The following is a 23,703-nucleotide window of genomic DNA, read 5'->3' on the forward strand; positions in this document are numbered from 1 at the left end:
AAAGGGGAAGGGGGAAGGGGGAAAGGGGGCATGATTTGAAATTTTCGCTTAGCATCATGATGCGCGTCACCCTACCTCGGCTTTGCGATCGCAAAACCTACTGGCGTGTCTAGACTAAAATAGTGCATTAACAAAATCTTGTAGGGTGGGCATCCTGCCCGCCCGGACGGGTGAAGACACCCATTTCACAATAAAATCTCTCCGCGTCACCGCGTCCCCGTGTCTCCATGTCAGTCTAAACAACAAGTCTTTAACCGGACATGATATGACACGCCTCATTGAAGGATTTTTCGTCATACCACCCGATGTAGAGACGTAGCAATGCTACGTCTCTACAAACCAATTTGTGGGTTAATAAGCATCCATTGGCAGACAAGAACACACGAAATTCCTGTCACCAAAGGCTGCATCAATGCGGCTGACAACAGGCCAGAATTTATGTTCCCGCGTCCAAGGTGCAGGGTAGGCGGCTTCTTCGCGGGAATAGGGATGATGCCATTCTCCGCTAAGCAGACTTTCAGCAGTATGGGGCGCGTTCTTCAAAAGATTATCTTGGATATCTGCCTTGCCTGATTCGATTTCGGCAATTTCTTGACGAATAGCAATCAACGCATCACAGAAACGATCTAACTCTTGTTTTGATTCGCTTTCTGTTGGTTCCACCATGATTGTACCTGCCACAGGCCAGGAAACAGTGGGTGCATGGAAACCATAATCCATCAAACGCTTGGCTACATCATCGATTTCGATCGCCGCAGATTTTTTGAGCGATCGCAGATCTAAAATACATTCATGGGCAACTAAACCATTTTTCCCTTGATACAAAACGGGATAGTAAGATTCAAGTCGCTTGGCGATGTAGTTAGCATTGAGAATTGCCACTTTTGTTGCTTGGGTTAAACCAGCTGTACCCATCATGGCAATATACATCCAAGAAATTACCAAAATACTCGCACTACCCCAAGGCGCAGCCGCCACAGCACCAAGATGAGATTTTCCACCTGACTTGTCGATAGTGACAACGGGATGTCCGGGTAGGAACGGTACGAGATGAGAAGCAACACCAATAGGCCCCATACCAGGGCCGCCGCCACCGTGGGGAATACAGAAAGTTTTGTGTAAGTTTAAGTGACAGACATCCGCGCCAATATCCCCAGGACGACAAATTCCCACTTGGGCGTTCATATTTGCCCCATCCATGTAAACTTGTCCGCCGTGGGTATGAACAATTGCACAGATTTCCTTAATTGACTCCTCAAAAACACCGTGAGTCGAGGGATATGTCACCATTAAGGCGGCGAGTTCTGACTTGTGCTTTTCAGCTTTGGCTTTCAAATCCTCAACGTCAATGTTACCTTGAGAGTCGCAGGCAACTGCCACTACCTTCATACCGCACATTACCGCACTAGCTGGGTTTGTCCCGTGTGCTGAGGTGGGAATCAAACAGACGTTGCGGTGTGCTTCTCCCCGGCTTTGATGATATTGGCGAATTACTAAAAGTCCGGCGTATTCACCTTGAGAACCTGCATTTGGTTGCAGAGAAATTCCCGCAAAACCGGTAATTTCAGCTAACCATGCTTCAAGCTGCTGAAACAGAATTTGATAACCTTGGGTTTGGGATGGCGGCGCAAAAGGATGAATCTTGCCAAATTCCTCCCAAGTCACCGGAATCATCTCAGCTGTGGCGTTTAACTTCATTGTGCAGGAACCCAAGGGAATCATCGATGTTGTCAGCGACAAATCCTTGCTTTCTAGCCTGTGGAGATAGCGCAATAACTCTGTTTCTGAGTGATAGCGGTTAAATACTGGATGAGTTAGGTAACTGCTTTGACGAGGGAGGGGGAGATGGGGAGATGAGCAGATGGGGAGATGGGGAGCAAACCATTCTTCCAAGGTGAAAGGTAGTTCTTTGTTCCCTGCGAAAATTGCCAAGATGTCAAGCACATCATCTACTGTGGTAGTTTCATTCAGCGAGATACCAACAGCAGTTTCATCAAAAATCCGTAAGTTAATTTGCAGTTGTTCTGAGGCTATCAGAATATCTTCTAGATTGTGTGTTCCCAGTTCTACCCGCAGGGTATCAAAGAAATATTCCGAATCGATTTTATAACCTAAACGCTTGAGTCCTTCTGCCAGCAATACCGTCAAAGAGTGGATATTTTCGGCTATTTGCTTGAGTCCACTGGGCCCGTGATAAACGGCGTACATGCTGGCCATTACCGCCAGTAGTACTTGTGCTGTGCAGATATTACTAGTAGCTTTTTCCCGGCGGATATGTTGTTCGCGGGTTTGTAAGGCGAGACGTAATGCAGGCTTTCCAAGAGCATCTTTTGATACTCCCACAATTCGCCCTGGAACCGATCGCTTATACTCTTCCTTAGTAGCAAAATACGCTGCGTGAGGGCCGCCAAAGCCCAAGGGTATACCGAAACGTTGGGTGCTACCCACAGCAATATCAGCGCCAAATTCACCCGGAGGGGTAAGCAAAGTTAAACTTAGGGGATCTGCTGCTACCGTCACCAATGCACCCTGAGCATGGGCTTTTTCAATAAAAGCGCGGTAATCGTAAATTGTGCCATCGCTTGCTGGGTATTGCAGAACAGCACCAAAAATCGGTTCCTGGAAATCAAATGTTTGATGGTCGCCGACAATAATCTTAATCCCCAATGGTTGAGCGCGAGTCTGCAACACATCAATGGTTTGGGGATGACAATCACAAGACACAAAATAGCTATTTGCCTTATTTTTAGAAACGCCGTAGCTGAGGCTCATGGCTTCGGCGGCGGCTGTGGCTTCATCCAGTAATGAAGCATTAGCAATTTCCAAACCCGTGAGGTCGATAATCATGGTTTGAAAATTCAACAGTGCTTCTAATCTTCCTTGGGCAATTTCTGGCTGATAAGGAGTGTAAGCAGTATACCAACCGGGGTTTTCTAGGATATTACGTGCAATCACTGGAGGGGTAATAGTGTCGTAATATCCCATACCGATATACGAGCGGAAAACTTGGTTTTTGCTAGCAATTTTTTTTAAAAGTGCCAGCGCTGCGTATTCGCTTTCTGCTTCAGGTAAATTTAGCGGTTGCTTGAGGCGAATTGCCTGGGGCACTGTTTGGTCGATGAGGTCATCTAAACTAGAAAACCCTAAGACTTCAAGCATTTGCTCCATGTCATCAAAGTTCGGGCCAATGTGTCTGGGGGCAAAACTACTTAACTTTTGACTTGTTTCGTTGAGTAGATGGCGATCGCTAGACTTGATATTAGGGAGATTTGATACCACAAATTACTCTCCAAATGATAGTATATTAACATTTTGCAACAAATACTGATAACAAGTTAGTGTAATTTATCAATTTATCCAAATTTGATTTTTGGGGAATGGGGCATGGGGTATGGGGACAAAGAGAATAACTGCTCACTGGTTACTTCCAATGCCCAATGCCCAATGCCCAATGCCCAATGCCCAATTCCCTACTCCCCTTCTACTTGAGCGCGGTATTCATCAGCACTCAAAGCATCGTTTACATCATCGAGGTCATCGACGCGCACTTTTAAAAACCATCCTTCACCGTAGGGGTCATCTGCTATTTGTTCGGGGTCATCAATCAAAGGATCGTTGCGTTCTACTACTGTGCCCGTCACGGGTGAATTTAATTCTTCAACGGCTTTTACTGATTCAATAGTGCCAAATGTCTCTCCTTTTGTCAGTAAATCGCCAATTTCTGGCAGTTCCAAAAACACAATATCCCCCAACTCATTGACGGCAAACTCAGTAATCCCAATGGTGGCAATATCACCATCGAGTCGCACGTATTCATGAGAATCTAAGTATCTAAAATCTTGAGGATAATTAAAAGACATATCACTTCCTCTCCCTTGTCGAACAATTTATTGCCTTAACAGTCATCCAAGCCATATTCAATAATGAACCTTGCTGTAGATTGATTAACTTATACAAGTGATGCCAAGCCATGAGTGAAAAAATGTGATTTTCACTTCTTTACTTACTACTCGAAACTGGACACCACTGAAAGGGAACTCCAAAAAATAAATTATTCTGCTTAAAGCGTTGAACGCCAGTTGCTTCTCCTAAGGGAGAAGCTGCGCGTAGCTTGCTTCCCCAAAGAGGTACAAACCTCTTAACCCATCCAAGGCACTGGCTCCTGTTGACGGTTAACAGTCAACAGTCAACAGTCAACAATCTTTTATGGAATATTTTTACTTGAAAGTCCCAAAACACATTATTCCTCAAAATCCTCAGCACTTATCAGTTCGCGACACGATTCTTTGAGCGATAGAAGGGACGTTTCACCACAACTGCTGGGTAAGCTTTACCGCGAATATCAACTTCTAATTGTTGACCAACAGTTGCTACCTTGGTGGGAACGTAGCCTAAAGCAATGGGATAACCAAGTGTGGGGGATAAAGTACCGCTGGTGACTTCTCCTACAACTTTACCTGCTGATAGAATTTGGTAGCCATGACGAGCAATGTTACGTCCTTGGGTTTGCAAACCTACCAAACGTCGCTGTACTCGCGTAGCTTTTTGCTGTTCTAAAACTGGTCTACCAATAAAATCGCCTTTGGTATCTAGGTGAACTAGCCAGCCCAAACCCGCTTCTAAAGGTGTGGTGGTATCATCGATATCTTGCCCATAAAGTGCCATTGCTGCTTCTAGCCGTAGGGTATCTCTCGCACCGAGTCCACAAGGAATAACGCCAGCATCATAAAGGCTTTGCCACAATTCTACTGCAACATCAGAATCTAACATTACTTCAAATCCATCTTCGCCGGTGTAGCCTGTGCGGGCGATGAAAGCAGGTTTACCCAATACCGTTGCTTGGAGATGACCAAAAGCTTTGATTGGTTGCAAGTCTTGTTGTACAAAAGGTTGGAGATATTGAATAGCTTTTGGCCCTTGCACAGCAATTAAAGCTTTTTCTGGCGAAAGGTCTTGGAATTGCACTTCATTTTGGTCGAGGTGTTGCAATAGCCATGCTTTATCTTTGCCAGTAGTTGCCGCATTGACTATAATCAATACCCTTTGCGTACCACTGGTGTCTTCACCTTGATAATAAACAATAATGTCGTCAATAATTCCCCCTTGGGGATTTAACAACACAGTGTATTGTGCTTGATGAGGTTGCAACCGACTCAAGTCCGAGGGTACTAAAGACTGGAGTTGGGATATGAGGTTTTTCCCTTGGAGGGTAAATTTGCCCATGTGGGAAATATCGAACATCCCGGCTGCATTTCTCACAGCTTCGTGTTCCCGACTAATGCCACTAAATTGTACCGGCATTTCCCAACCACCAAAGCTAGTAAAGCGTGCTTTGAGTTCTACACCCAATTGATATAAAACAGTCCGCGCCAAGGTTTGGGCGTTATCTTCTTGATTAGCCACAGGTATTTATGCGATCGCACTTTAACATCTCTCTATCCTACGAGATGCTTTCCTGTTTGACAGAATATAGAATTCTCGATTTTAGGTTTTGCATAAAAACCAAAGACGAAGAAGACAAGGCGAAATAATTGTTGCAATTTATCTCCCTCGTCTCACCAGTCACCAGTCAACAATTAACAATCAACACTCTGTACTAAGGTTTAATAGTTAATGGTAGAAATGTTGAGATTTGTTAATTTAACATTATGAAGTATCGGCAAATACTCGCTAGCTTGATCTTAGCCATAGCTCTTTTTGTTTTTCCCCTTTCAGCGCAAGCTGCAAGTTCTTCCAGCATTAGCCGTTCTGCTGGAGATGATTTTCAAACCAAGGATTACTCTGGCCAAAGTTTAATCGGTACTGAGTTTACTAATATTGATTTGGAAAATGCTAACTTTAGCAATGCTGACCTACGCGGCGTTGTGTTTAACGGTACTGTGTTAGAGGGAGTAAATCTGCATGGTGCGGATTTTAGTAATGGCATAGCTTACCTGGCAAAATTTAAGAACGTTGATTTAAGCGATGCAATCTTAAGTGATGCAATGATGCTGCGTTCTATATTTAATGATGTCGATGTTACTGGCGCTGATTTCACCAATGCAGTTTTAGATGGAACGCAAGTGAAAAAACTTTGTCAAAAGGCAAGTGGTGTCAATTCTAAAACTGGTGTAAATACGCGTGATTCTCTAGGATGTAAGTAAAATTTTTGTCATACTATTGACATAAATTTTAATTTATGCTGCGTTAGCCTACGACACAATACTGTTGATTGTTGACTGTGAACCGTCAACAGTCAACAGTCAACCACCATGCGCTGTTGTATAATTTCCCCTTCCCCACTGCTAAAGACTCCAGCAAGTTGATGGGTACACTAACTCTAACAAAGTCATTCCGATAGGATTAAGCCACTTTTGAGGAGTACCCAACCTATGCTGACGCTTTCCGGCTATCAAATTATTGAAAAAATCTATGAAAGCAGCAATTCTGTAATCTATAAAGGCTACCGGGAAGCGGATAACAAACCTGTAATACTCAAAACTCTCCGAGAAGCTTATCCTTCGCCAGAAAGCATTGCTTGTTACCAGCGAGAATATGAGATTATTCACAATATCCATCTATCAGGAGTTGTGCAAGTTTACGCTTTGGAAATTCATCAACAACGACCAGTCTTAGTGTTAGAAGACTTTGGTGGTAGTTCCTTAGCTAAATTGCAACTGGCTGGAAAAATAGAATTAGAGCATTTTCTCAAATTGGGTATTTCTATTGCCAAAAATCTGAGAGAAATTCACGCTGCTAATATTATCCATAAAGATATCAATCCAGCAAATATTGTCTTGAATACTCATACAAAACAAATTAAATTTATTGATTTCGGGATTTCTAATGTTCTGTCACGAGAAACTCAATCTTTCAAAAATCCTCATATTTTAGAAGGTACTATTACTTATATTTCTCCTGAGCAAACTGGTCGCATGAATCGAGCGATTGATTATCGCAGTGATTTCTATTCTCTGGGGGTGACATTCTATAATTTACTTACAGGAAAACTACCGTTTCCAGAAAATGATATCTTAGCATTAATTCATTGTCATATTGCCAAACAGCCGCCACTTTTAAGGGACTGGGGACTGGGGACTGCTAACAAAAAAGAAATTCCTCAAGCTATGTGTGACATTGTGATGAAATTAATGGCTAAGAATGCTGAAGACCGCTATCAATCAGCTTATGGTATTCAGGCAGATTTAGAACAATGTTTGCATCAACTACAAACCAATGGCAGAATTGATGTTTTTCCATTGGCGAGGCAAGATGTGTGCGATCGCTTTATCATTCCCCAAAAACTTTACGGACGAGAACAAGAATTAGAAACACTATTAACGGCTTTTCATCGCGTTAGTAATGGTAGCACTGAACTAATGTTAATTGCTGGCTATTCTGGAGTGGGAAAGTCAGCTTTAGTTAATGAAATTCATAAACCGATTACAGCTAAACGCGGTAATTTTATTACTGGTAAATATGACCAGTACCAAAAAAATATTCCCTATTTTGGCATTGCTTATGCATTCAATGATTTGTGTAATCAATTTTTGACTGAAAGTGAAACTATTTTAAAACAATGGCAAGCAAAAATCTTAAATGCTGTGGGCAATAACGGACAAGTTTTAATTGATGTTATTCCTAATTTGAAATTTGTCATTGGCGAACAACCACCCGTGGCTTTAGTAAGCGGACAAGAAGCCCAGAACCGTTTTAATTTTGTTTTTCAAAATTTTCTGAAAGCTATTTGTCAGAACGAACATCCCTTAGTTTTATTCCTTGACGATTTGCAATGGGCTGATAGTACCTCACTGAAATTGCTCAAGATTATTTTATGCGATGGCGATATTCAAAATTTATTCATCATTGGAGCTTATCGAGATAATGAAGTGGATACAATTCATCCATTGGTCATGACTGTTGACGAAATCCAAAAGGATGGAGGAATTGTATCTGAGATTCATCTCAAAAACCTGACTCCCAAGGATGTGAATGCTTTAATTGCCGAAACATTGTCGTCTTCAATCATTTTGACTCATGGATTATCGAATTTAGTTTATGAAAAAACTCAAGGTAATGCTTTTTTTACAGCTGAATTTTTAAAATGTCTTTATACAGAAACATTACTGAATTTTGATTATCAACAAAGAAAATGGTGTTGGAATTTAAAACAAATAGCAGCTAAAGAAATTACTCAAAATGTTGTAGAATTAATGATGGGTAAAATTGTAAATTTAGCACCAGAAACCCAGAAAATTTTGCAGTTAGCTGCTTGTATTGGCAATAATTTTGATTTGTCTACATTGGCTGTAATTTATGAGCGATCGCTAAAGCAAGTCCTAGATGATTTATTCCCAGCACTCCAAGAAGGCTTAATTGTTTTTTTAAATAATCGATATCATCTGAAATTTTTCCGAGATGCCCAAAAAGCCAGCGAAATTAATTGTAAATTTCAGCACGACCGCGTCCAACAAGCGGCTTATTCTTTGATTTCCCAAGACCGAAAACAAGCAACTCATTTGAAAATTGGACGACTGATGTTGAATAATACATCAGCAGCAGACCAAGAAGATAAAATTTTTGAAATTGTTAATCAATTAAACATTGGTGCAGATTTGATTAACAACCAACAAGAACGAAATAAATTAGCCAATTTGAATTTATTGGCGGGACGTAAAGCTAAGGTAGCAGCTGCTTATGAAGCAGCTTTGGCATATTTTTCAGTCGGCATTAAATTACTAGCAGCAGATTCTTGGCAAAGCAACTATAACCTCACCTTGGCATTATCTGAGTCAGCAGCAGAGGCAGCATTTGTGTGTGGTGATTTCACACAGATGAATGCATGGGTAGAAGAAGTATTGCAACACGCTCAAACTTTACTAGACAAATTGAAAATTTATCAACTTCAAATTGCAACCTTTTCCATTCAAAATCAGTTACCAGCAGCTAATACAACTGGTCTAGAAGTGTTGCAAGCCTTGGGAATTAACTTTCCTTCTACTCTCAGTCCCTTAGAATTGAACCAAGTTTTACAGCAAACAGCAAATCGTCTCGCGGGTAGGGAAGTCAAAGACTTAATTAACTTGCCACAAATGCAGCAAGCTGAACAACTCGCAGCGATGCAAATTCTTTTTGGCATCATGGCATCTAGCTATCGCCAAGCAAATGAGCTAATGCCATTCCTGATTTTAAAGATGGTGGATTTATCTCTGGAACACGGCAATACACCACTATCAACAATTGGTTATGTGATGTACGGTTTAATTCTCTGTGGTGCTTTGGGAGAAATTGCATTAGGCTATCAATTTGGTCAACTGAGTTTGAGCTTGTTAGAACGCTACGATGCTCAAAATCTCAAATGTCCCGTCAGTTTGACATTTCATGCTAGCATCTGCCATTGGCAACAACCACTCCAGAAAACCATCAAGTTTTTGAGGGAAGCCTATCAAATTGGTAGAGACCAAGGAAATATGGAACATACAGCTTTTTGTGCTGCCTATGATAGCCTGCATTCCTGGGGGTGCGGACAAAACTTGGTGGAACTGGAAAAGCAAATTGCTAGCTACTATCATGCCTTTAGTAAATTGCAAAATAAAACGGCTCTTGATTATTTAGCTATTCATTGGCAACTAACCTCGAATTTGCTGCAAACACCGGAGAATTCCGATGATTTGAGCAGCGTAGTTTGTCAGCAACAGCAAATACTATCCCGCTTAAAGCAAACTAAAGATCGCACAGCCCTAGCCCACTTTTATTGCTGTCAGCTTTTTGTGTCCTATCTTTTCCAAGATTTTCCCCAAGCCACAGCCAACGCCCAAGAGTTAGAAAAGTGTCTAGATGCAGTAGTGGGGATGGTGATTGTACCAATTTTCAATTTCTATGATTCCCTGACAGCCTTAGCTTTGTATGGTGATGCTAATACATCAGCACAAATAAAATTACTAGAAAAAGTCACAGCTAATCAAGCCCAAATGCACAAATGGGCCCAGCAAGTACCAATAAATTATTTACATAAATTTTATTTAGTGGAAGCAGAACGGCATCGTGTCTTAGGACAAAAATCAGAAGCAATTGAAATGTACGATATCGCCATTGCTTTAGCCACAGAAAATGAATATTTAAACGAGCAAGCCATAGGAAATGAACTCGCTGCTAGATTTTATTTGCAATGGGGTAAAGATAAAATTGCCCAAGACTATCTACTTAATGCTTATTACAATTACGCTCGCTGGGGAGCTAAAGCAAAAGTCAAAGATTTAGAACAACGGTATCCTGAGTTTTTCACCCAAGGCACTCAAAAATCTGACTTTTCCACCTCTAAAACTATCTCTACTAGTAGTACTACTCTATCAAAATCTATAGACCTCAAGAGTTTTATCAAAGCATCTCAGGTTTTGGGACGAGAAATAAAACTCGATACTTTATTAACAAAATTGATGACAATCGTCATTGAAAATGCCGGAGCAGAAAAGGGTTATTTACTACTTCCGCAACAAGATAAATGGCAAATTGCCGCCTCAAAAATTATCGATTTAGATGCCAATCACATTTCAGAACCTATCCACTGGCAAACTGAGGCAATGCTTTCTACTGCCATTATTGATTATGTCATTCGCACCAAAGATACTGTTGTATTGCATGATGCTGCCCGTGAAGGCAACTTCACCCGCGATGCCTATATTCATCAACAGCAACCTAAATCTATTCTGTGTTTTCCTCTCCTCAATCAAAACAGATTGATTGCCATTGTTTACTTAGAAAATAATCTCACAACCGGAGCATTTACCCCAGAACAAACAGAAATTGTAAATCTGCTTTCTTCCCAAGCTGCGATTTCTCTGGAAAATGCTACTTTGTACAATACTTTAGAACAAAAAGTAGCCGAACGCACTCAAGAATTGTCTCAAGCCCTAGAAGATCTCAAAGCTACCCAAAAGCAACTTGTGGAATCAGAGAAAATGGCAGCTTTGGGAAGTCTTGTGGCTGGAGTTGCTCATGAAATCAACACACCAGTGGGTACTAGTATTACAGTTGCTTCCACCTTAGCTGACGAAACTCGTTTGTTGATTGCATCAATGGAACAAGGTTTAAAGCGCTCAGTTTTAAACAATTATTTGGAAATTGCTCAAGAAAGCACCAAATTAATTCTCAGCAACCTCAATCGTGCCGGAGAATTAGTGCAAAGCTTCAAACAAGTAGCTGTAGACCAAACCAGCTTGGAACAACGGACATTTTTAGTCAAGCAATATTTGGAAGAAATTATCACTAGTTTGACTCCCAAACTCAAACAAGCCTCCCATAGCTTAATTGTCACAGGGGATGAAACAGCGAGCATCAACAGCTATCCTGGAGCTTTGGCGCAAACCATCACCAACTTAGTCATGAATTCCCTAACTCATGCCTATCAACCAGGGGAGTCAGGACAATTGCGGATTCACGTCCAACAACAAGACACCCACATAGTAATTGAATACAGTGATGACGGTTGCGGCATTGCGCCAGAAAACTTAAACAAAATTTTTCAGCCATTCTTTACCACCGCCAGACAGCAAGGGGGTAGTGGTTTAGGTCTGCATATTGTTTACAACCTAGTGGTTCAAAAGTTGCAAGGTACTATTGATGTTCGCAGTGAACTAAAAAAGGGAACTCTATTTACAGTCATATTACCTCTAGGTTGGGAATGGTAACTGATGACTGATGACTGATGACTGATGACTGGGGAGATGTAGCTTTAGCTTCTCTTTGAGAGACGCTAGCACGAACCCGCAGGGTGGGAGTAGAAGGAGCAGGGGAGATGAGTTTTCCCCTCTGCTCCTGGAGCCTTTTGTACCCCATGCCCAATGCCCCATGCCCAATGCCCTATCTCCCCATCTCCTGTTTTTGATTTTCCATGACAAAATTAGTTGAAAATGGTTAACGATACCCACATGTCTCTCTCAGCAACAGACGATGAAGTATTTCTGTTTGAAGATGATGAAGATAATACAAGTCAGAAAATTCAATTAACTTCGTTGGAATTCAAAGGTCAGATACAGGAAACTTCTGAAGCTTGGAAACTGATGATTGTAGACGATGATGCTGAAGTTCATCAGGCGACAAAGTTGGCTTTAAGAAGTTTTACATATCAAGGTAAACCTTTAACCTTTATCTCTGCTTTTTCGGGAATAGAAGCAAAAAAATTAATTGCAGAACACTCGGATACTGCATTTATTTTATTAGATGTGGTGATGGAAACTAATGATGCTGGATTAAGGGTAATTCAGTATATTCGGGAGGAATTAAAAAATCAGATTGTGCGGGTGATTTTACGCACCGGACAACCAGGAGATGCTCCAGAAGAATCGGTGATTTTAAACTATGATATCAATGACTATAAACTGAAGGTAGAACTGACTCGGCAAAAGTTAGTTACAACTGCGATCGCTGCTTTAAGGTCATATCGCGATTTAATCACCATTCAAGAAAAAACAGCACAATTAACTAAAGCATTACACGATTTACAACAAACACAATACAATCTCGTGCAAAAAGAAAAAATGTCGGCATTGGGTAACTTAGTTACAGGCATCGCCCACGAGATTAACAACCCAATTAATTTTATTGCAGGCAACCTCAAACCTGCTGAAAATTACATTCAAGACTTATTAAGATTAATCACACTTTATCAACAAACCTTTCCCCATCCAGGAGGCGAAATTGAACAAGTCATCAGCGAAATTGATTTAGACTACCTGCAAGAAGACTTACCCAAACTCATCTCCTCCTTAAAAGAAGGTAGCGATCGCATCCGTGGTATTAGCGCTAGTCTCCGCATCTTCTCTAGAGGTGATGGCGATCGCAAAGTTCCTTTTAATGTTCATGAAGGCCTTGATAGCACACTACTCATCCTCAAACACCGACTAAAAGGCAACGAACATCACCCACTCATTGAAATAGTCAAAGATTACGGCAACCTACCCCCAATAAAATGCTTTCCGGGGCAACTCAACCAAGTATTTATGAATATCCTCGCCAACGCCATTGATGCTTTAGAAGAAACTCACCAAGAAAGAACTTTCCGACAAATCAAAGACAATCCCAATCGCATTACAATTCAAACGAGATTATCTCCAGACCAACATCATGTCTTAATCCACATTCAAGACAACGGATTAGGAATGTCCGAAAACGTCAAGCAAAAATTGTTTGATTACTTATTTACCACCAAACCAGTAGGCAAAGGCACAGGTTTAGGATTAGCCATTTCCCGCCAGATTATCGAAGAAAAACACAACGGTAAACTCACAGTCACCTCAGAATTAGGCAAAGGCACAGAATTAACCATCAACATTCCAGTGGAAAATGGGGAATAGGGCATTGGGTATGGGGCATTGGGCATGGGGCATGGGGCATTGGGAGTGAGGAGTTAAGAGTTAAGAATTAGGAGTTAGGAATTATTCTTTCCCTGTCTCAAGAGCCTCCCCTGGTTACCCTGCTTTCCTCATCTCCCTTGTCTCCCTCATCCCTCTCATCTTAATAGAGTTCGGATAAGCAGTATGAACTTCCCTTGTTGCCTCTCATCACCCCATGCCCCATGCCCCATACCCTATGCCCTAATTCCAATCCTGTTCTTCTTTCTTGCCGCGACTTTTATATATACCGCCCATCTCGTGCAGTTGACGAGTTTTTTCAAAAAGTTGGGCTTCGGTTAAACCCCACTGCTGCAAGACTCGATCTAAATCTTTTTGAATGTCTCTCGCCCCTGGAAAACCTTGATAGCGAATTCGCAATCTAGCTAATTCTGCCAAATTATAGTCTGTCGCTTGTTGAGCGAGTAAGATATCAATAAGGGGACGATCGCGATTATAAAGAGGGTGCTGTTGATCTTTACCGCCCGTTGGTTCACTCATCGTAATTCCTGAATGATAAGTTGGGAGTTGGGAGTTGGGAGTTAGGAGTAAGGAGTTGGGAGTTAGGAGTTAGGAGTTAGGAGTTAGGAGTTGGGAGTGCTGAGTCTTAGTTTTTAAGTTTAGCCAAGAGTACAGGAGCAGAAAACGCAAAAAAATCATCTTCTGCACTGAAAAATTAATTGTCAAATTGAGAACTCCTTACTACTCCTCACTCCTAACTCCTCACTCCTAACTCCTCACTCCTCACTTAATCATTAGACGGCAACTACACCTGGGGTCTTACGGCTCTCACCACTGCCAGTCAATTTTAAATAAAGTTACATTAGTCCATAAGAAAATACAAAAATCTTTAGATGAGGGTGAATTTTATATCACCCAAAGTCGAAGCAGCAAGGGAGCAAGAACCCGCTATGTTTGAACACTTCACTTCCGAAGCCATTAGAGTAATTATGCTAGCTCAGGAGGAGGCCCGTCGCCTGGGACACAACTTCGTAGGAACTGAACAAATTCTCCTGGGTTTGATGGGAGAAGGAACTGGGGTTGCTGCTAAAGTGCTGGCTGAATTAGGTGTTACTCTTAAAGACGCACGCCGCGAGGTAGAAAAAATTATTGGTAGGGGTTCTGGCTTTGTACCACCAGAAATTCCTTTTACTCCCAAGGTGAAAAGCCTCTTTGAGCAATCGTTTAAAGAAGCTCATAGTTTGGGACAGAATTACATTAATACTGAACACTTACTCTTGGGATTAACTGAGGCGGGTGAAGGTGTTGCCGCTAAAGTGTTGCAGAATCTAGGAGTTGATTTCAAGACTGTCCGCAGCGCGATTATTCGCCGTTTGGGTGAAAATGCCCCAGCTTTTGCTGGTGGTAGTGGTAATCAAAAACGCACCACTACCCTAACTATGGAGGAATTTGGCAGAAATTTGACCAAATTAGCCCAAGCAGGTCAACTCGACCCTGTAGTCGGTCGCGAGAAGGAAATTGAACGTGCTGTGCAAATTCTCGGTCGCCGCACTAAGAATAACCCTGTGTTGATTGGGGAACCAGGAGTTGGTAAAACTGCGATCGCTGAGGGTTTAGCTCAACGTATTATTAATCAAGATGTGCCGGAATCGTTACAAGATAAGCAAGTCATCAGCCTGGATATGGGGTTATTAGTGGCTGGAACTCGCTTCCGTGGCGATTTTGAAGAACGAATCAAAAAGGTCGTGGAAGAAGTCCGTTCTGTGGGCAATATCATCTTGGTGATTGACGAAATTCACACCTTGGTGGGGGCTGGTGGTACAGAAGGCGGTTTGGATGCAGCTAACATCCTCAAACCCGCTTTAGCACGGGGCGAACTCCAGTGTATCGGCGCAACCACCCTCGATGAATATCGCAAGCACATAGAACGCGATGCCGCCCTAGAGCGTCGTTTTCAACCGATTATGGTGGGAGAACCTTCAGTAGAGGAAACCATACAAATTCTGTACGGCTTGCGCGGCGCTTACGAACAACACCACAAAGTCACAATTTCTGACGCCGCAGTGGTAGCAGCAGCCAAGTTGTCAGACCGCTATATTAGCGATCGCTTTTTGCCAGATAAAGCAATAGACTTAATTGATGAAGCTGGCTCCCGCGTCCGCCTGCGGAACTCTCAAAGTTCTACCAATAAAGAACTCAAACGCGAACTCGCTAACGTTACCAAAACTAAAGAAGCAGCTGTCAAAGCTCAAGATTTTGACAAAGCCGGACAACTGCGCGACCAAGAATTGCAACTCACAGCTCAATTGCAAGCTCAAATAGCAGAAAATGAGCAAATTGTCAACGCTGCCATCGTTGACGAAGAAGACATCGCTCAAATTGTGGCTTCTTGGACTGGCGTACCAGTGAATAAGCTGACTGAATCTGAATCAGAGTTGCTGCTGCACTTAGAAGACACCCTGCACCAACGGCTTATCGGCCAAGAGCAAGCAGTCACAGCCGTATCTCGCGCCATCCGTCGCGCCCGTGTCGGCTTAAAAAATCCCAATCGTCCCATCGCTAGCTTTATCTTTTCTGGCCCCACTGGCGTTGGGAAAACAGAGTTAGCTAAAGCCTTGGCTGCTTATTTCTTTGGTTCGGAAGAAGCGATGGTTCGCTTGGATATGTCTGAATACATGGAAAGCCATACCGTCTCCAAATTAATTGGTTCGCCTCCTGGTTATGTAGGATACGACGAAGGCGGACAGTTAACTGAATTAGTACGGCGCAAACCATACACAGTGTTGCTTTTCGACGAAATCGAAAAAGCCCACCCCGATGTATTCAATATGCTGCTGCAAATCTTGGATGACGGTCAACTGACTGATGCCAAAGGTCGAAAAGTAGACTTCAAAAACACCTTGATTATTTTGACCTCTAACATCGGTTCCAAGGTGATTGAAAAAGGTGGTAGTGGCTTAGGCTTTGAATTTGATACCGAAGCAAACGCCAGTTACAACCGCATCCGCAACTTGGTGAATGAAGAACTCAAAGCTTACTTCCGTCCTGAGTTCCTCAACCGTCTCGATGAAATTATTGTCTTCACCCAGCTTTCTAAGAATGAAGTCAAGCAAATTGCTGACATCATGCTCCGTGATGTTGCTAACCGCTTAACAGAAAAAGGAATCACTTTAGAAGTTAGCGATCGCTTCAAAGAGCTTGTGGTACAAGAAGGCTATAATCCCAGCTATGGTGCTAGACCATTACGTCGGGCAATTATGCGCCTGTTGGAAGATTCTCTGGCCGAAGCACTGTTGTCTGGTGAAATTGTAGATGGAGACACAGCGATGGTTGATGTTGATGATGACTCTCAAGTAAGAGTCAAAAAATCAACCAAAAGAGAATTGCTATTGGCAAATGTTGGCTAATATTTATACCTAATCACTTTTTGCGGTAATATTTTAGGAACACTCAAGCCTATTGGTTAGGCAGAGAAACAGGGGCATCTCAGACAAACATCAAGTGAAATGGTATTATACTTTCCCCCTCTGGTATTTCTACCAGAGGCTTTTTTTTAGCTATGAAATACAGTGTTTCTCAGAATAACTAAGTCGGCATGAAAAAAACAAACTATATTAAGAAATATTAAAGGGGAAAGGGGAAAGGGGAAAGGGGAAAGGTTTCAAATACATCCTTTACCCCTTAACCTTTTCCCAGACCACAAGGGAAGTTCATACTGCTTATCCGAAGCGTATTGGAAGTGCAAAGATTAAAATTTTAAATTCCAAAGACGCGATTTACCGCGTCTGTTGCTTTAACCGAACAGTATTGACTCTTCTCCTACGTAAATACCTAATGCCCGTGCTGTTTGTACTAAGAAATGATTGGGATTTACAAGACATGGACTAGAAGCCAAAACTGTTTCTAAAGGAACTGCTATAACTTGTCCATTTTGCCAAGCTACCATTTGTGCAGATTGGCCATTAGCTAATAAATCTACGGCGGCTTTACCAAAAGCTGTTGCAATTAAACGGTCTGAAGCTGAGGGAATTCCACCTCGTTGGATGTGTCCTAAAACGGAAACCCGAATGTCAATTTGATGGTTAGTGCAAGAGCAAAGCTCATCGGCAATGTATTGACCGATACCGCAGGATGGCTTTTGAGAGGATGGCTTTTGAGATGAATCAGCAGCTATTTGAACGCCTTCTGCCACAACTATAATTGCAAATCTGCGTCCCCAGCGATCGCGTAATTCTGCTAAATGTTCGCACACACCTTGAATGGTATAGGATATTTCTGGTATTAAAATTGCATCTGCGCCCCCTGCAATGCCAGATTGTAGTGCTAAGTGACCTGCTGTGCGTCCCATGACTTCCACAATCATTACGCGATCGTGACTCGCTGCTGTAAATGTCAAACGATTTAAAGCATCAACTATTGTATTCACCGCAGTATCAAACCCAATTACTTTTTCTGTACTGCTGACATCACAATCAATAGTTTTGGGAATAGCAACAAAGTTCCAGTTTCCTTGCTTTTGCAGTTGGTTGAGAATAGCTAAACTGCCATCTCCACCAATACCAATTAAAGCATCTAGTTCTAAAGCATGGTAGCCAGCAACAATCTCTTCCACATGAGCTAGAGTGTCTCCTTTGTTGATGCTACCCAGAATTGTACCTCCCATATTTAGCAAGGGGTCAATACCACGTAGGTCTAAACCATGTATGCTCAGAGGAATTGCCTTTCTTTCTAAAAGCCCTCTGGTGGCATAAGGAATACCAACTACCTGCCAGTTATAGGTAAGGGTAGCATGACTAACAACCGCCCGAATTACAGCATTCAGTCCGGGACAATCTCCACCACTAGTCAGAATGCCAAGTCGTTTTTGCATGGCCAATGAATTTGAGATTTTGGATTTAAGATTTTATATTGTTAAATTAATCCCACAGATGAATCTGGGGGTCAGGGAATTGCAAAAAATAGTTGTTGACTGTTGAGTGTTGACTGTGAACCATCAACGTTTAACAGTCGATTTTTTCAAAAATCAAATAGGATTCCTGTAGTTAACTAACTTTATGTTTATATTTAAGCCAAAAATTTGAGGAAGCTGTGAGGATCTCACTTTTGCTAATAAAGCTTTTCTATTTTGCTGTAGCAATCCGATTTCAGTTGTGAATAATATCGGTGTTAACTGTCAACAACCCTAACACGTAATATTTCACAAATTATTTGAGATTGCTATAGTTGATACCAAATTCCGATAGGTAGTCACGATCTCAAATCAAAAATTGATTGATTGTCTTCACAAGTTTCTCAAATTGTTCTTTTATCATCTTAACTGCGAGACGTAGAACATCCTGAAGTTCTCAAAAAGGCTCAAAAAAATGAATTTAGCATCTGCTGTTAAAACTCAGAATACAGCAAAAGATAAGCGCTTTAAAATGCTAGATGCAACTATCAAACGCTACCAGTATCAACAGGATGCACTGATTGAAATATTGCATAAAGCACAAGAACTTTTTGGTTTTTTAGAAAACGATGTATTAATTTACATTGCTCACAATCTGAAACTGCCACCTAGTCGAGTTTATGGTGTTGCTACCTTTTACCATTTGTTTTCCCTTGCACCCAGTGGTGTACATACCTGTGTGGTGTGTACGGGGACGGCTTGTTACGTCAAGGGCGCTCAAGCTATCCTGACAAATCTGGAAAAAATAATCCACATCCACCCTGGTGAAACCACGGCAGATAATCAAATTTCACTGCTGACAGCAAGGTGTTTGGGTGCTTGTGGAATTGCACCTGCTGTGGTGTTTGATAAAACCGTTTTAGGCAATCAAACAGCAAAATCAGTTGGCAATCGCATCAAAGGATGGTTGCAAGATGGATCTATCAGAGTTAATTGAAATTGCCCAAAAAGAACGTGCTTCTGAAAAACCCGTACAAATTCGCTGTTGTGTTGCTGCTGGTTGTTTGTCTGCAAATTCACAAGCCGTCAAAGAACGTCTAGAAGAAACTGTAACGGCAAAAAATTTAACGGCAAAAGTGGAAGTTCGCGGTGTTGGCTGTATGCGTTTGTGTTGTCAAGGGCCATTAGTCGAAGTCAGGAGTCAGGAGGAGTCTCAGCAATTTCCACAGAAAAAATTGTATGAAAAAGTAACGCCTAATGATGCACCTTCAATTGTTACTGCTGTGAATGGGGAAGAGACAACAGTTAAACAAGGAAATTTAAGTCATCCATTTTTTACATATCAAATGCCGATTGTTTTAGAAAACAGTGGCAAAGTCGATCCAGAACGCATTCAATCTTACATTGCCGCCCAAGGTTATCGATCGCTTTACCATGTCTTGCGGGAGATGACAGCCAATGAAGTGGTGGATACCATTACCCGCAGTGGTTTACGAGGACGTGGTGGTGCTGGTTATCCCACGGGTTTGAAATGGGCAACGGTGGCGAAAGCACAAGGAGAACGCAAATTTGTCATCTGTAACGCCGATGAAGGAGATCCCGGTGCGTTTATGGATCGCAGCGTCCTAGAAAGCGATCCCCATCGCGTTTTAGAAGGAATGGCGATCGCTGCCTATGCCGTAGGCGCAAATCAAGGCTACATCTACATCCGGGCAGAATATCCTGTTGCCATCAATCGCCTGCAAACTGCAATTCGCCAAGCCCAACGTCTGGGGATTTTGGGTACTCAAATTTTTGATTCTCGCTTTGATTTTAAAATTGATATTCGTATCGGTGCTGGCGCTTATGTTTGTGGTGAAGAAACTGCTTTAATGGCTTCCATTGAAGGTAAACGCGGTACACCTCATCCCCGCCCACCTTATCCGGCCGAGTCTGGTTTATGGGGTTATCCTACTTTAATTAATAATGTTGAAACCTACGCCAATGTTGCACCAATTATCCGTAAAGGTGCTGAATGGTTCGCCAGTATTGGCACAGAAAAAAGCAAAGGTACAAAGGTTTTTGCCTTGGCAGGTAAAATCCGTAACACAGGTTTAATTGAAGTACCAATGGGAACTTCATTAAAGCAAATTGTAGAAGCAATGGGTGGTGGCGTGCCAGATAATGGTGTAGTCAAAGCCGTGCAAACTGGTGGCCCTTCCGGAGGATGTATTCCCGCATCAGCTTTTGAGAGCATAGTGGATTATGAATCACTGACTCAACTCGGCTCAATGATGGGTTCCGGTGGCATGATTGTCATGGATGAAACCACCAATATGGTGGATGTCGCCCGCTTTTTTATGGAATTTTGCATGGATGAATCTTGCGGTAAATGTATTCCCTGTCGGGTAGGAACGGTGCAGTTACATAAATTGTTAACCAAGATTAGTCAAGGTAAAGCATCCTTAGCTGACTTGGAACTGTTAGAAGAATTATGCGATATGGTGAAAAACACCAGCTTGTGCGGTCTTGGTCAATCTGCACCAAATCCAGTATTTAGTACCTTGCGTTATTTCCGCGATGAATATTTGGCCCTATGCGCTATTCCTGACCTCAACAAATAATCTCGCTGCGTAAGTCCTGATAAAACAGTTAATTTCCCCTATTCCCTATTTTCAAGACAGTCAAATGTTAACCAAGATTTTCCTTTATTTTGGTGCATTGTTGGGCATCGCCTTCATAATTTTAGCCATCGTCCAGCTAAAAAACGAACAACAAGTTGATAGGATTTGGCGATCGCTCCCAGGAATTCCAACAGGCGATCGTTTTACAAAGGATATGGTTGCAGAATTACCTCCCCCCGTACAACGCTATTTTTTGCATAGTATTGCACCGGGAACTTCTCTTGCTTCCTCTGTGTGCTTGGAAATGAGTGGTAGTTTTCGGATGGTGCAGGATCAACCGTGGATACCAATGCGGGCAAAACAAATTACTTCAGTATTGAAAGGATTTGTTTGGAAAGCAGTTATTGATAATGGTTGGTTCAAATTTATGGGGGCTGATTACTATGCAAATAAATGTGGTGGAATGTGCTTTTCCCTTTGGGGACTGATTCCTTTAGTAAATGCTCGCAGTTCTGATATTACCCGCTCTAGTATTGGACGATTTGCAGGGGAATTTTTCTGGCTACCATCTGCTTTGTTACCTCAACGCAACGTAAATTGGAAGGCAATTGATGAAAGAACAATCCAAGCTAATTTCAAAATTGATGGTGAGCGAATAATTTTAACCTTAATTATAGATGTTGATGGCAAACTATTAAAGCTTTTTTTTCCCCGTTGGGGACAACACATCAGTGATGGTAGTTATAGTTATATTCCCTTTGGGGGAGAATTCACAGAAGAAAGGACATTTAGCGGATTTACAATTCCCTCCCAAATTGTTGCAGGCTGGTGGTTTAGCACAGACAATTATTCAGAGTTGTTTCGAGCAAAAATTGAGCAAGCTGAGTTTTATTAAATGATTTATATATTCTCAATTTATAGGAGTCTGATTCAATCAAATATGAGTCTTATAAAATCCACAATTATCTGAGGGGAAAATGGCAGTCAAAACTTTAACAATTAATCAACAATTAATTAGCGCTCGTGAGGAGGAAACTATTCTCAAAGCAGCGCAAGATGCAGGAATTCACATTCCGACTTTGTGTCATTTAGAAGGAGTTGGAGATGTGGGAGCTTGTCGGCTTTGTTTGGTGGAAATTGTTGGCACTCATAAACTCCAACCTGCTTGTGTGACAAAAGTTGCTGAGGGTATGGAAGTCGAAACAAACAGCGATCGCCTGCAAAAATATCGCCGCACAATTATCGAAATGCTATTTGCAGAAGGTAATCATATTTGCTCGGTGTGCGTCGCCAATGGAAATTGCGAATTGCAAGATTTGGCAATTGAAATGGGTATGGATCGGGTGCGGTTGGATTATCAATATCCCAATCGCAAAGTTGATGTTTCTCACCATCGCTTTGGCATTGACCATAACCGTTGTGTTCTTTGCACTCGTTGTGTGCGTGTTTGTGACGAAATCGAAGGAGCGCACACTTGGGATATGGCGGGTAGGGGGACAAATTCCCATGTCATTACCGATTTAAATCAACCTTGGGGAACCTCAGATACTTGTACTTCCTGCGGTAAATGTGTTAACGCTTGTCCCACAGGTGCGATTTTTTACCAAGGTTCTAGCGTTGGTGAAATGAAACGCGATCGCGCCAAACTTGATTTTTTGGTAACAGCCAGGGAAAAACAGCAATGGCTCGTTTAATTGGCCATAAAAAATTAGCACAAGGAGGTAAAACTAATGTTACGCCGTATTTGGAAAGTTTTTTGGTGGCTTTTTTTGCTGGCAATCTTAACAATATATATATACCTGAGTTTAGCCAGCTTCACATCTCAAGAGTTAATGGCTGCTGTAATTAAATTAGAAGAAACACCAAAAGAAATAGTTTATCGTTCACAACAAAAATTGAGCGATAAATTAGGACATTCTTGGCAGGTTGTTTTGTTTAAGCGAATTAATTCTAATAATAATGAAATATCTGCCATTAATCTCCGATTAGTGGGATTTCCTGGTTCTCAAGAAATTCCCCATCCTTTACCATTAAAAATTACCACTGATACAGGTAAAGTATTGACCGCTCCCGATATTTTTATAGATGAAGCACCAGCACCAACCATCGGTCAATATGATTTTAAAGATGTTTTATCTCAATTGCCAACTCAAGATTTATTAATTGGTATACCTGTAGGTAAACAAAATTTCATTAATCTTGCAATTCCCAAACAAATTGTCCAGGAATGGCAAGAAGTTGCACAAAAATCTTGAATTTTAATATCAAATGACTAGTTTAAAATTAGCGACGGTTTGGTTAGGCGGCTGTTCTGGCTGTCACATGTCTTTTCTGGATTTAGATGAGTGGCTGATTGATTTAGCACAACAAGTGGATTTAGTTTTTAGTCCTTTTGTTGATGTTAAAAAATACCCCCAAGGAGTCGATGTAGTATTAGTTGAGGGTGCAGTTGCTAATAATGAACATCTGGAAATGATTCAGATTGTCAGAGAGCGATCGCAAATACTTGTTTCTTTTGGTGATTGTGCTGTTACTGGTAATGTTACTGCTTTACGCAATCCTTTAGGTGGTGCGGAAACAGTTTTGCAACGTTGTTACATTGAAGCAGCAGATATTCACAATTCAATTCCCCATGAACCCGGTATTGTACCAACTTTATTAGACAGAGTGATACCAGTACATAAAGTAGTAGCAGTTGATGTTTATTTACCAGGGTGTCCGCCTAATGCAACTCAGATTAAAGCAGTATTAGAATCACTGTTGAAAGGAGAAAAACCACTGCTAGCAGGACGTGAATTTATCAAGTTTGGTTAACTTCACAAGTTACTCAAATTCTCGATCTAAGGTAAAGGGGACTGGGTAAGGGAACTCCAAAAAATAAATT

At 41.7% G+C, this 23,703-nt stretch carries 16 protein-coding genes; 10 read left to right on the forward strand and 6 right to left on the reverse strand.

The window, feature by feature from the left end; translation table 11 throughout:
• Nucleotides 1-351 precede the first annotated feature (351 nt).
• From gcvP to gcvT, 3 genes are all read right to left on the reverse strand, one after another.
• A complete protein-coding gene (gene gcvP / locus VF06_RS06630) occupies nucleotides 352-3,279 on the reverse strand; it encodes an aminomethyl-transferring glycine dehydrogenase (RefSeq protein WP_099069403.1) in 2,928 nt (975 codons plus the stop codon).
• Between the two features lie 191 nt (nucleotides 3,280-3,470).
• Nucleotides 3,471-3,860, reverse strand: a complete 390-nt coding sequence (gene gcvH, locus VF06_RS06635; protein ID WP_099069402.1) for a glycine cleavage system protein GcvH — start codon at nucleotides 3,858-3,860, stop codon at nucleotides 3,471-3,473.
• 406 nt (nucleotides 3,861-4,266) lie between these two features.
• Nucleotides 4,267-5,403 carry a glycine cleavage system aminomethyltransferase GcvT gene (gene gcvT / locus VF06_RS06640; RefSeq protein ID WP_099069401.1) on the reverse strand — a complete coding sequence of 379 codons (1,137 nt, stop codon included), beginning with the start codon at nucleotides 5,401-5,403 and terminating at the stop codon, nucleotides 4,267-4,269.
• Between the two features lie 245 nt (nucleotides 5,404-5,648).
• Between gcvT and VF06_RS06645 the strand changes: the two genes are divergently transcribed.
• Nucleotides 5,649-6,143, forward strand: a complete 495-nt coding sequence (locus VF06_RS06645; protein ID WP_099069400.1) for a pentapeptide repeat-containing protein — start codon at nucleotides 5,649-5,651, stop codon at nucleotides 6,141-6,143.
• 228 nt (nucleotides 6,144-6,371) lie between these two features.
• On the forward strand, nucleotides 6,372-11,666 hold the full coding sequence (locus tag VF06_RS06650) for a trifunctional serine/threonine-protein kinase/ATP-binding protein/sensor histidine kinase (RefSeq protein ID WP_099069399.1): 5,295 nt from the start codon (nucleotides 6,372-6,374) through the stop codon (nucleotides 11,664-11,666).
• Here VF06_RS06650 and VF06_RS41940 read toward each other — a convergent pair.
• On the reverse strand, nucleotides 11,638-11,814 hold the full coding sequence (locus tag VF06_RS41940; RefSeq protein WP_180267338.1) for a hypothetical protein: 177 nt from the start codon (nucleotides 11,812-11,814) through the stop codon (nucleotides 11,638-11,640). The genes VF06_RS06650 and VF06_RS41940 overlap by 29 nt on opposite strands.
• Nucleotides 11,815-11,888: 74 nt before the next feature.
• Here VF06_RS41940 and VF06_RS06655 point away from each other — a divergent pair, with 74 nt between their 5' ends.
• Entirely contained in the window at nucleotides 11,889-13,331 is a 1,443-nt protein-coding gene (locus VF06_RS06655) for an ATP-binding protein (RefSeq protein WP_099069398.1), read from the forward strand.
• A 240-nt stretch (nucleotides 13,332-13,571) separates the two neighbouring features.
• Here the strand turns inward: VF06_RS06655 and VF06_RS06660 are convergent, their stop codons facing one another.
• Nucleotides 13,572-13,868: a DUF3288 family protein gene (locus tag VF06_RS06660; protein ID WP_099069397.1), complete on the reverse strand. Its 297-nt coding sequence runs from the start codon at nucleotides 13,866-13,868 to the stop codon at nucleotides 13,572-13,574.
• Between the two features lie 410 nt (nucleotides 13,869-14,278).
• On the opposite strand from VF06_RS06660, the gene VF06_RS06665 reads away from it, so the two are divergent.
• Nucleotides 14,279-16,735 carry an ATP-dependent Clp protease ATP-binding subunit gene (locus VF06_RS06665; protein ID WP_099069407.1) on the forward strand — a complete coding sequence of 819 codons (2,457 nt, stop codon included), beginning with the start codon at nucleotides 14,279-14,281 and terminating at the stop codon, nucleotides 16,733-16,735.
• 386 nt (nucleotides 16,736-17,121) lie between these two features.
• Here VF06_RS06665 and VF06_RS06670 read toward each other — a convergent pair whose 3' ends face one another.
• A complete protein-coding gene (locus VF06_RS06670) occupies nucleotides 17,122-18,198 on the reverse strand; it encodes an ATP-dependent 6-phosphofructokinase (RefSeq protein WP_099069396.1) in 1,077 nt (358 codons plus the stop codon).
• Nucleotides 18,199-18,691: 493 nt separating this feature from the next.
• Here VF06_RS06670 and hoxE point away from each other — a divergent pair, with 493 nt between their 5' ends.
• From hoxE to VF06_RS06700, 6 genes are all read left to right on the forward strand, one after another.
• The gene (gene hoxE, locus VF06_RS06675; protein ID WP_099069395.1) at nucleotides 18,692-19,213 is read left to right on the forward strand and encodes a bidirectional hydrogenase complex protein HoxE; all 522 of its coding nucleotides are present in this window, start codon (nucleotides 18,692-18,694) and stop codon (nucleotides 19,211-19,213) included.
• The gene (locus tag VF06_RS06680) at nucleotides 19,191-20,819 is read left to right on the forward strand and encodes a NuoF family protein (protein WP_099069394.1); all 1,629 of its coding nucleotides are present in this window, start codon (nucleotides 19,191-19,193) and stop codon (nucleotides 20,817-20,819) included. Before hoxE ends, VF06_RS06680 begins: the two co-directional genes overlap by 23 nt.
• 64 nt (nucleotides 20,820-20,883) lie before the next feature.
• Nucleotides 20,884-21,714 (forward strand): DUF6920 family protein, encoded by an 831-nt coding sequence (locus VF06_RS06685; protein ID WP_099069393.1) that lies wholly within the window; start codon nucleotides 20,884-20,886, stop codon nucleotides 21,712-21,714.
• Between the two features lie 82 nt (nucleotides 21,715-21,796).
• The gene (hoxU, locus tag VF06_RS06690; RefSeq protein ID WP_099069392.1) at nucleotides 21,797-22,513 is read left to right on the forward strand and encodes a bidirectional hydrogenase complex protein HoxU; all 717 of its coding nucleotides are present in this window, start codon (nucleotides 21,797-21,799) and stop codon (nucleotides 22,511-22,513) included.
• A gap of 36 nt (nucleotides 22,514-22,549) precedes the next feature.
• Nucleotides 22,550-23,074: a DUF3122 domain-containing protein gene (locus VF06_RS06695; RefSeq protein ID WP_099069391.1), complete on the forward strand. Its 525-nt coding sequence runs from the start codon at nucleotides 22,550-22,552 to the stop codon at nucleotides 23,072-23,074.
• Between the two features lie 13 nt (nucleotides 23,075-23,087).
• Nucleotides 23,088-23,633: an NADH-quinone oxidoreductase subunit B family protein gene (locus tag VF06_RS06700; protein WP_099069390.1), complete on the forward strand. Its 546-nt coding sequence runs from the start codon at nucleotides 23,088-23,090 to the stop codon at nucleotides 23,631-23,633.
• Nucleotides 23,634-23,703 lie beyond the last annotated feature (70 nt).

This window comes from Nostoc linckia z4 (assembly GCF_002608075.1).
Classification (GTDB): Bacteria; Cyanobacteriota; Cyanobacteriia; order Cyanobacteriales; family Nostocaceae; genus Nostoc; species Nostoc linckia.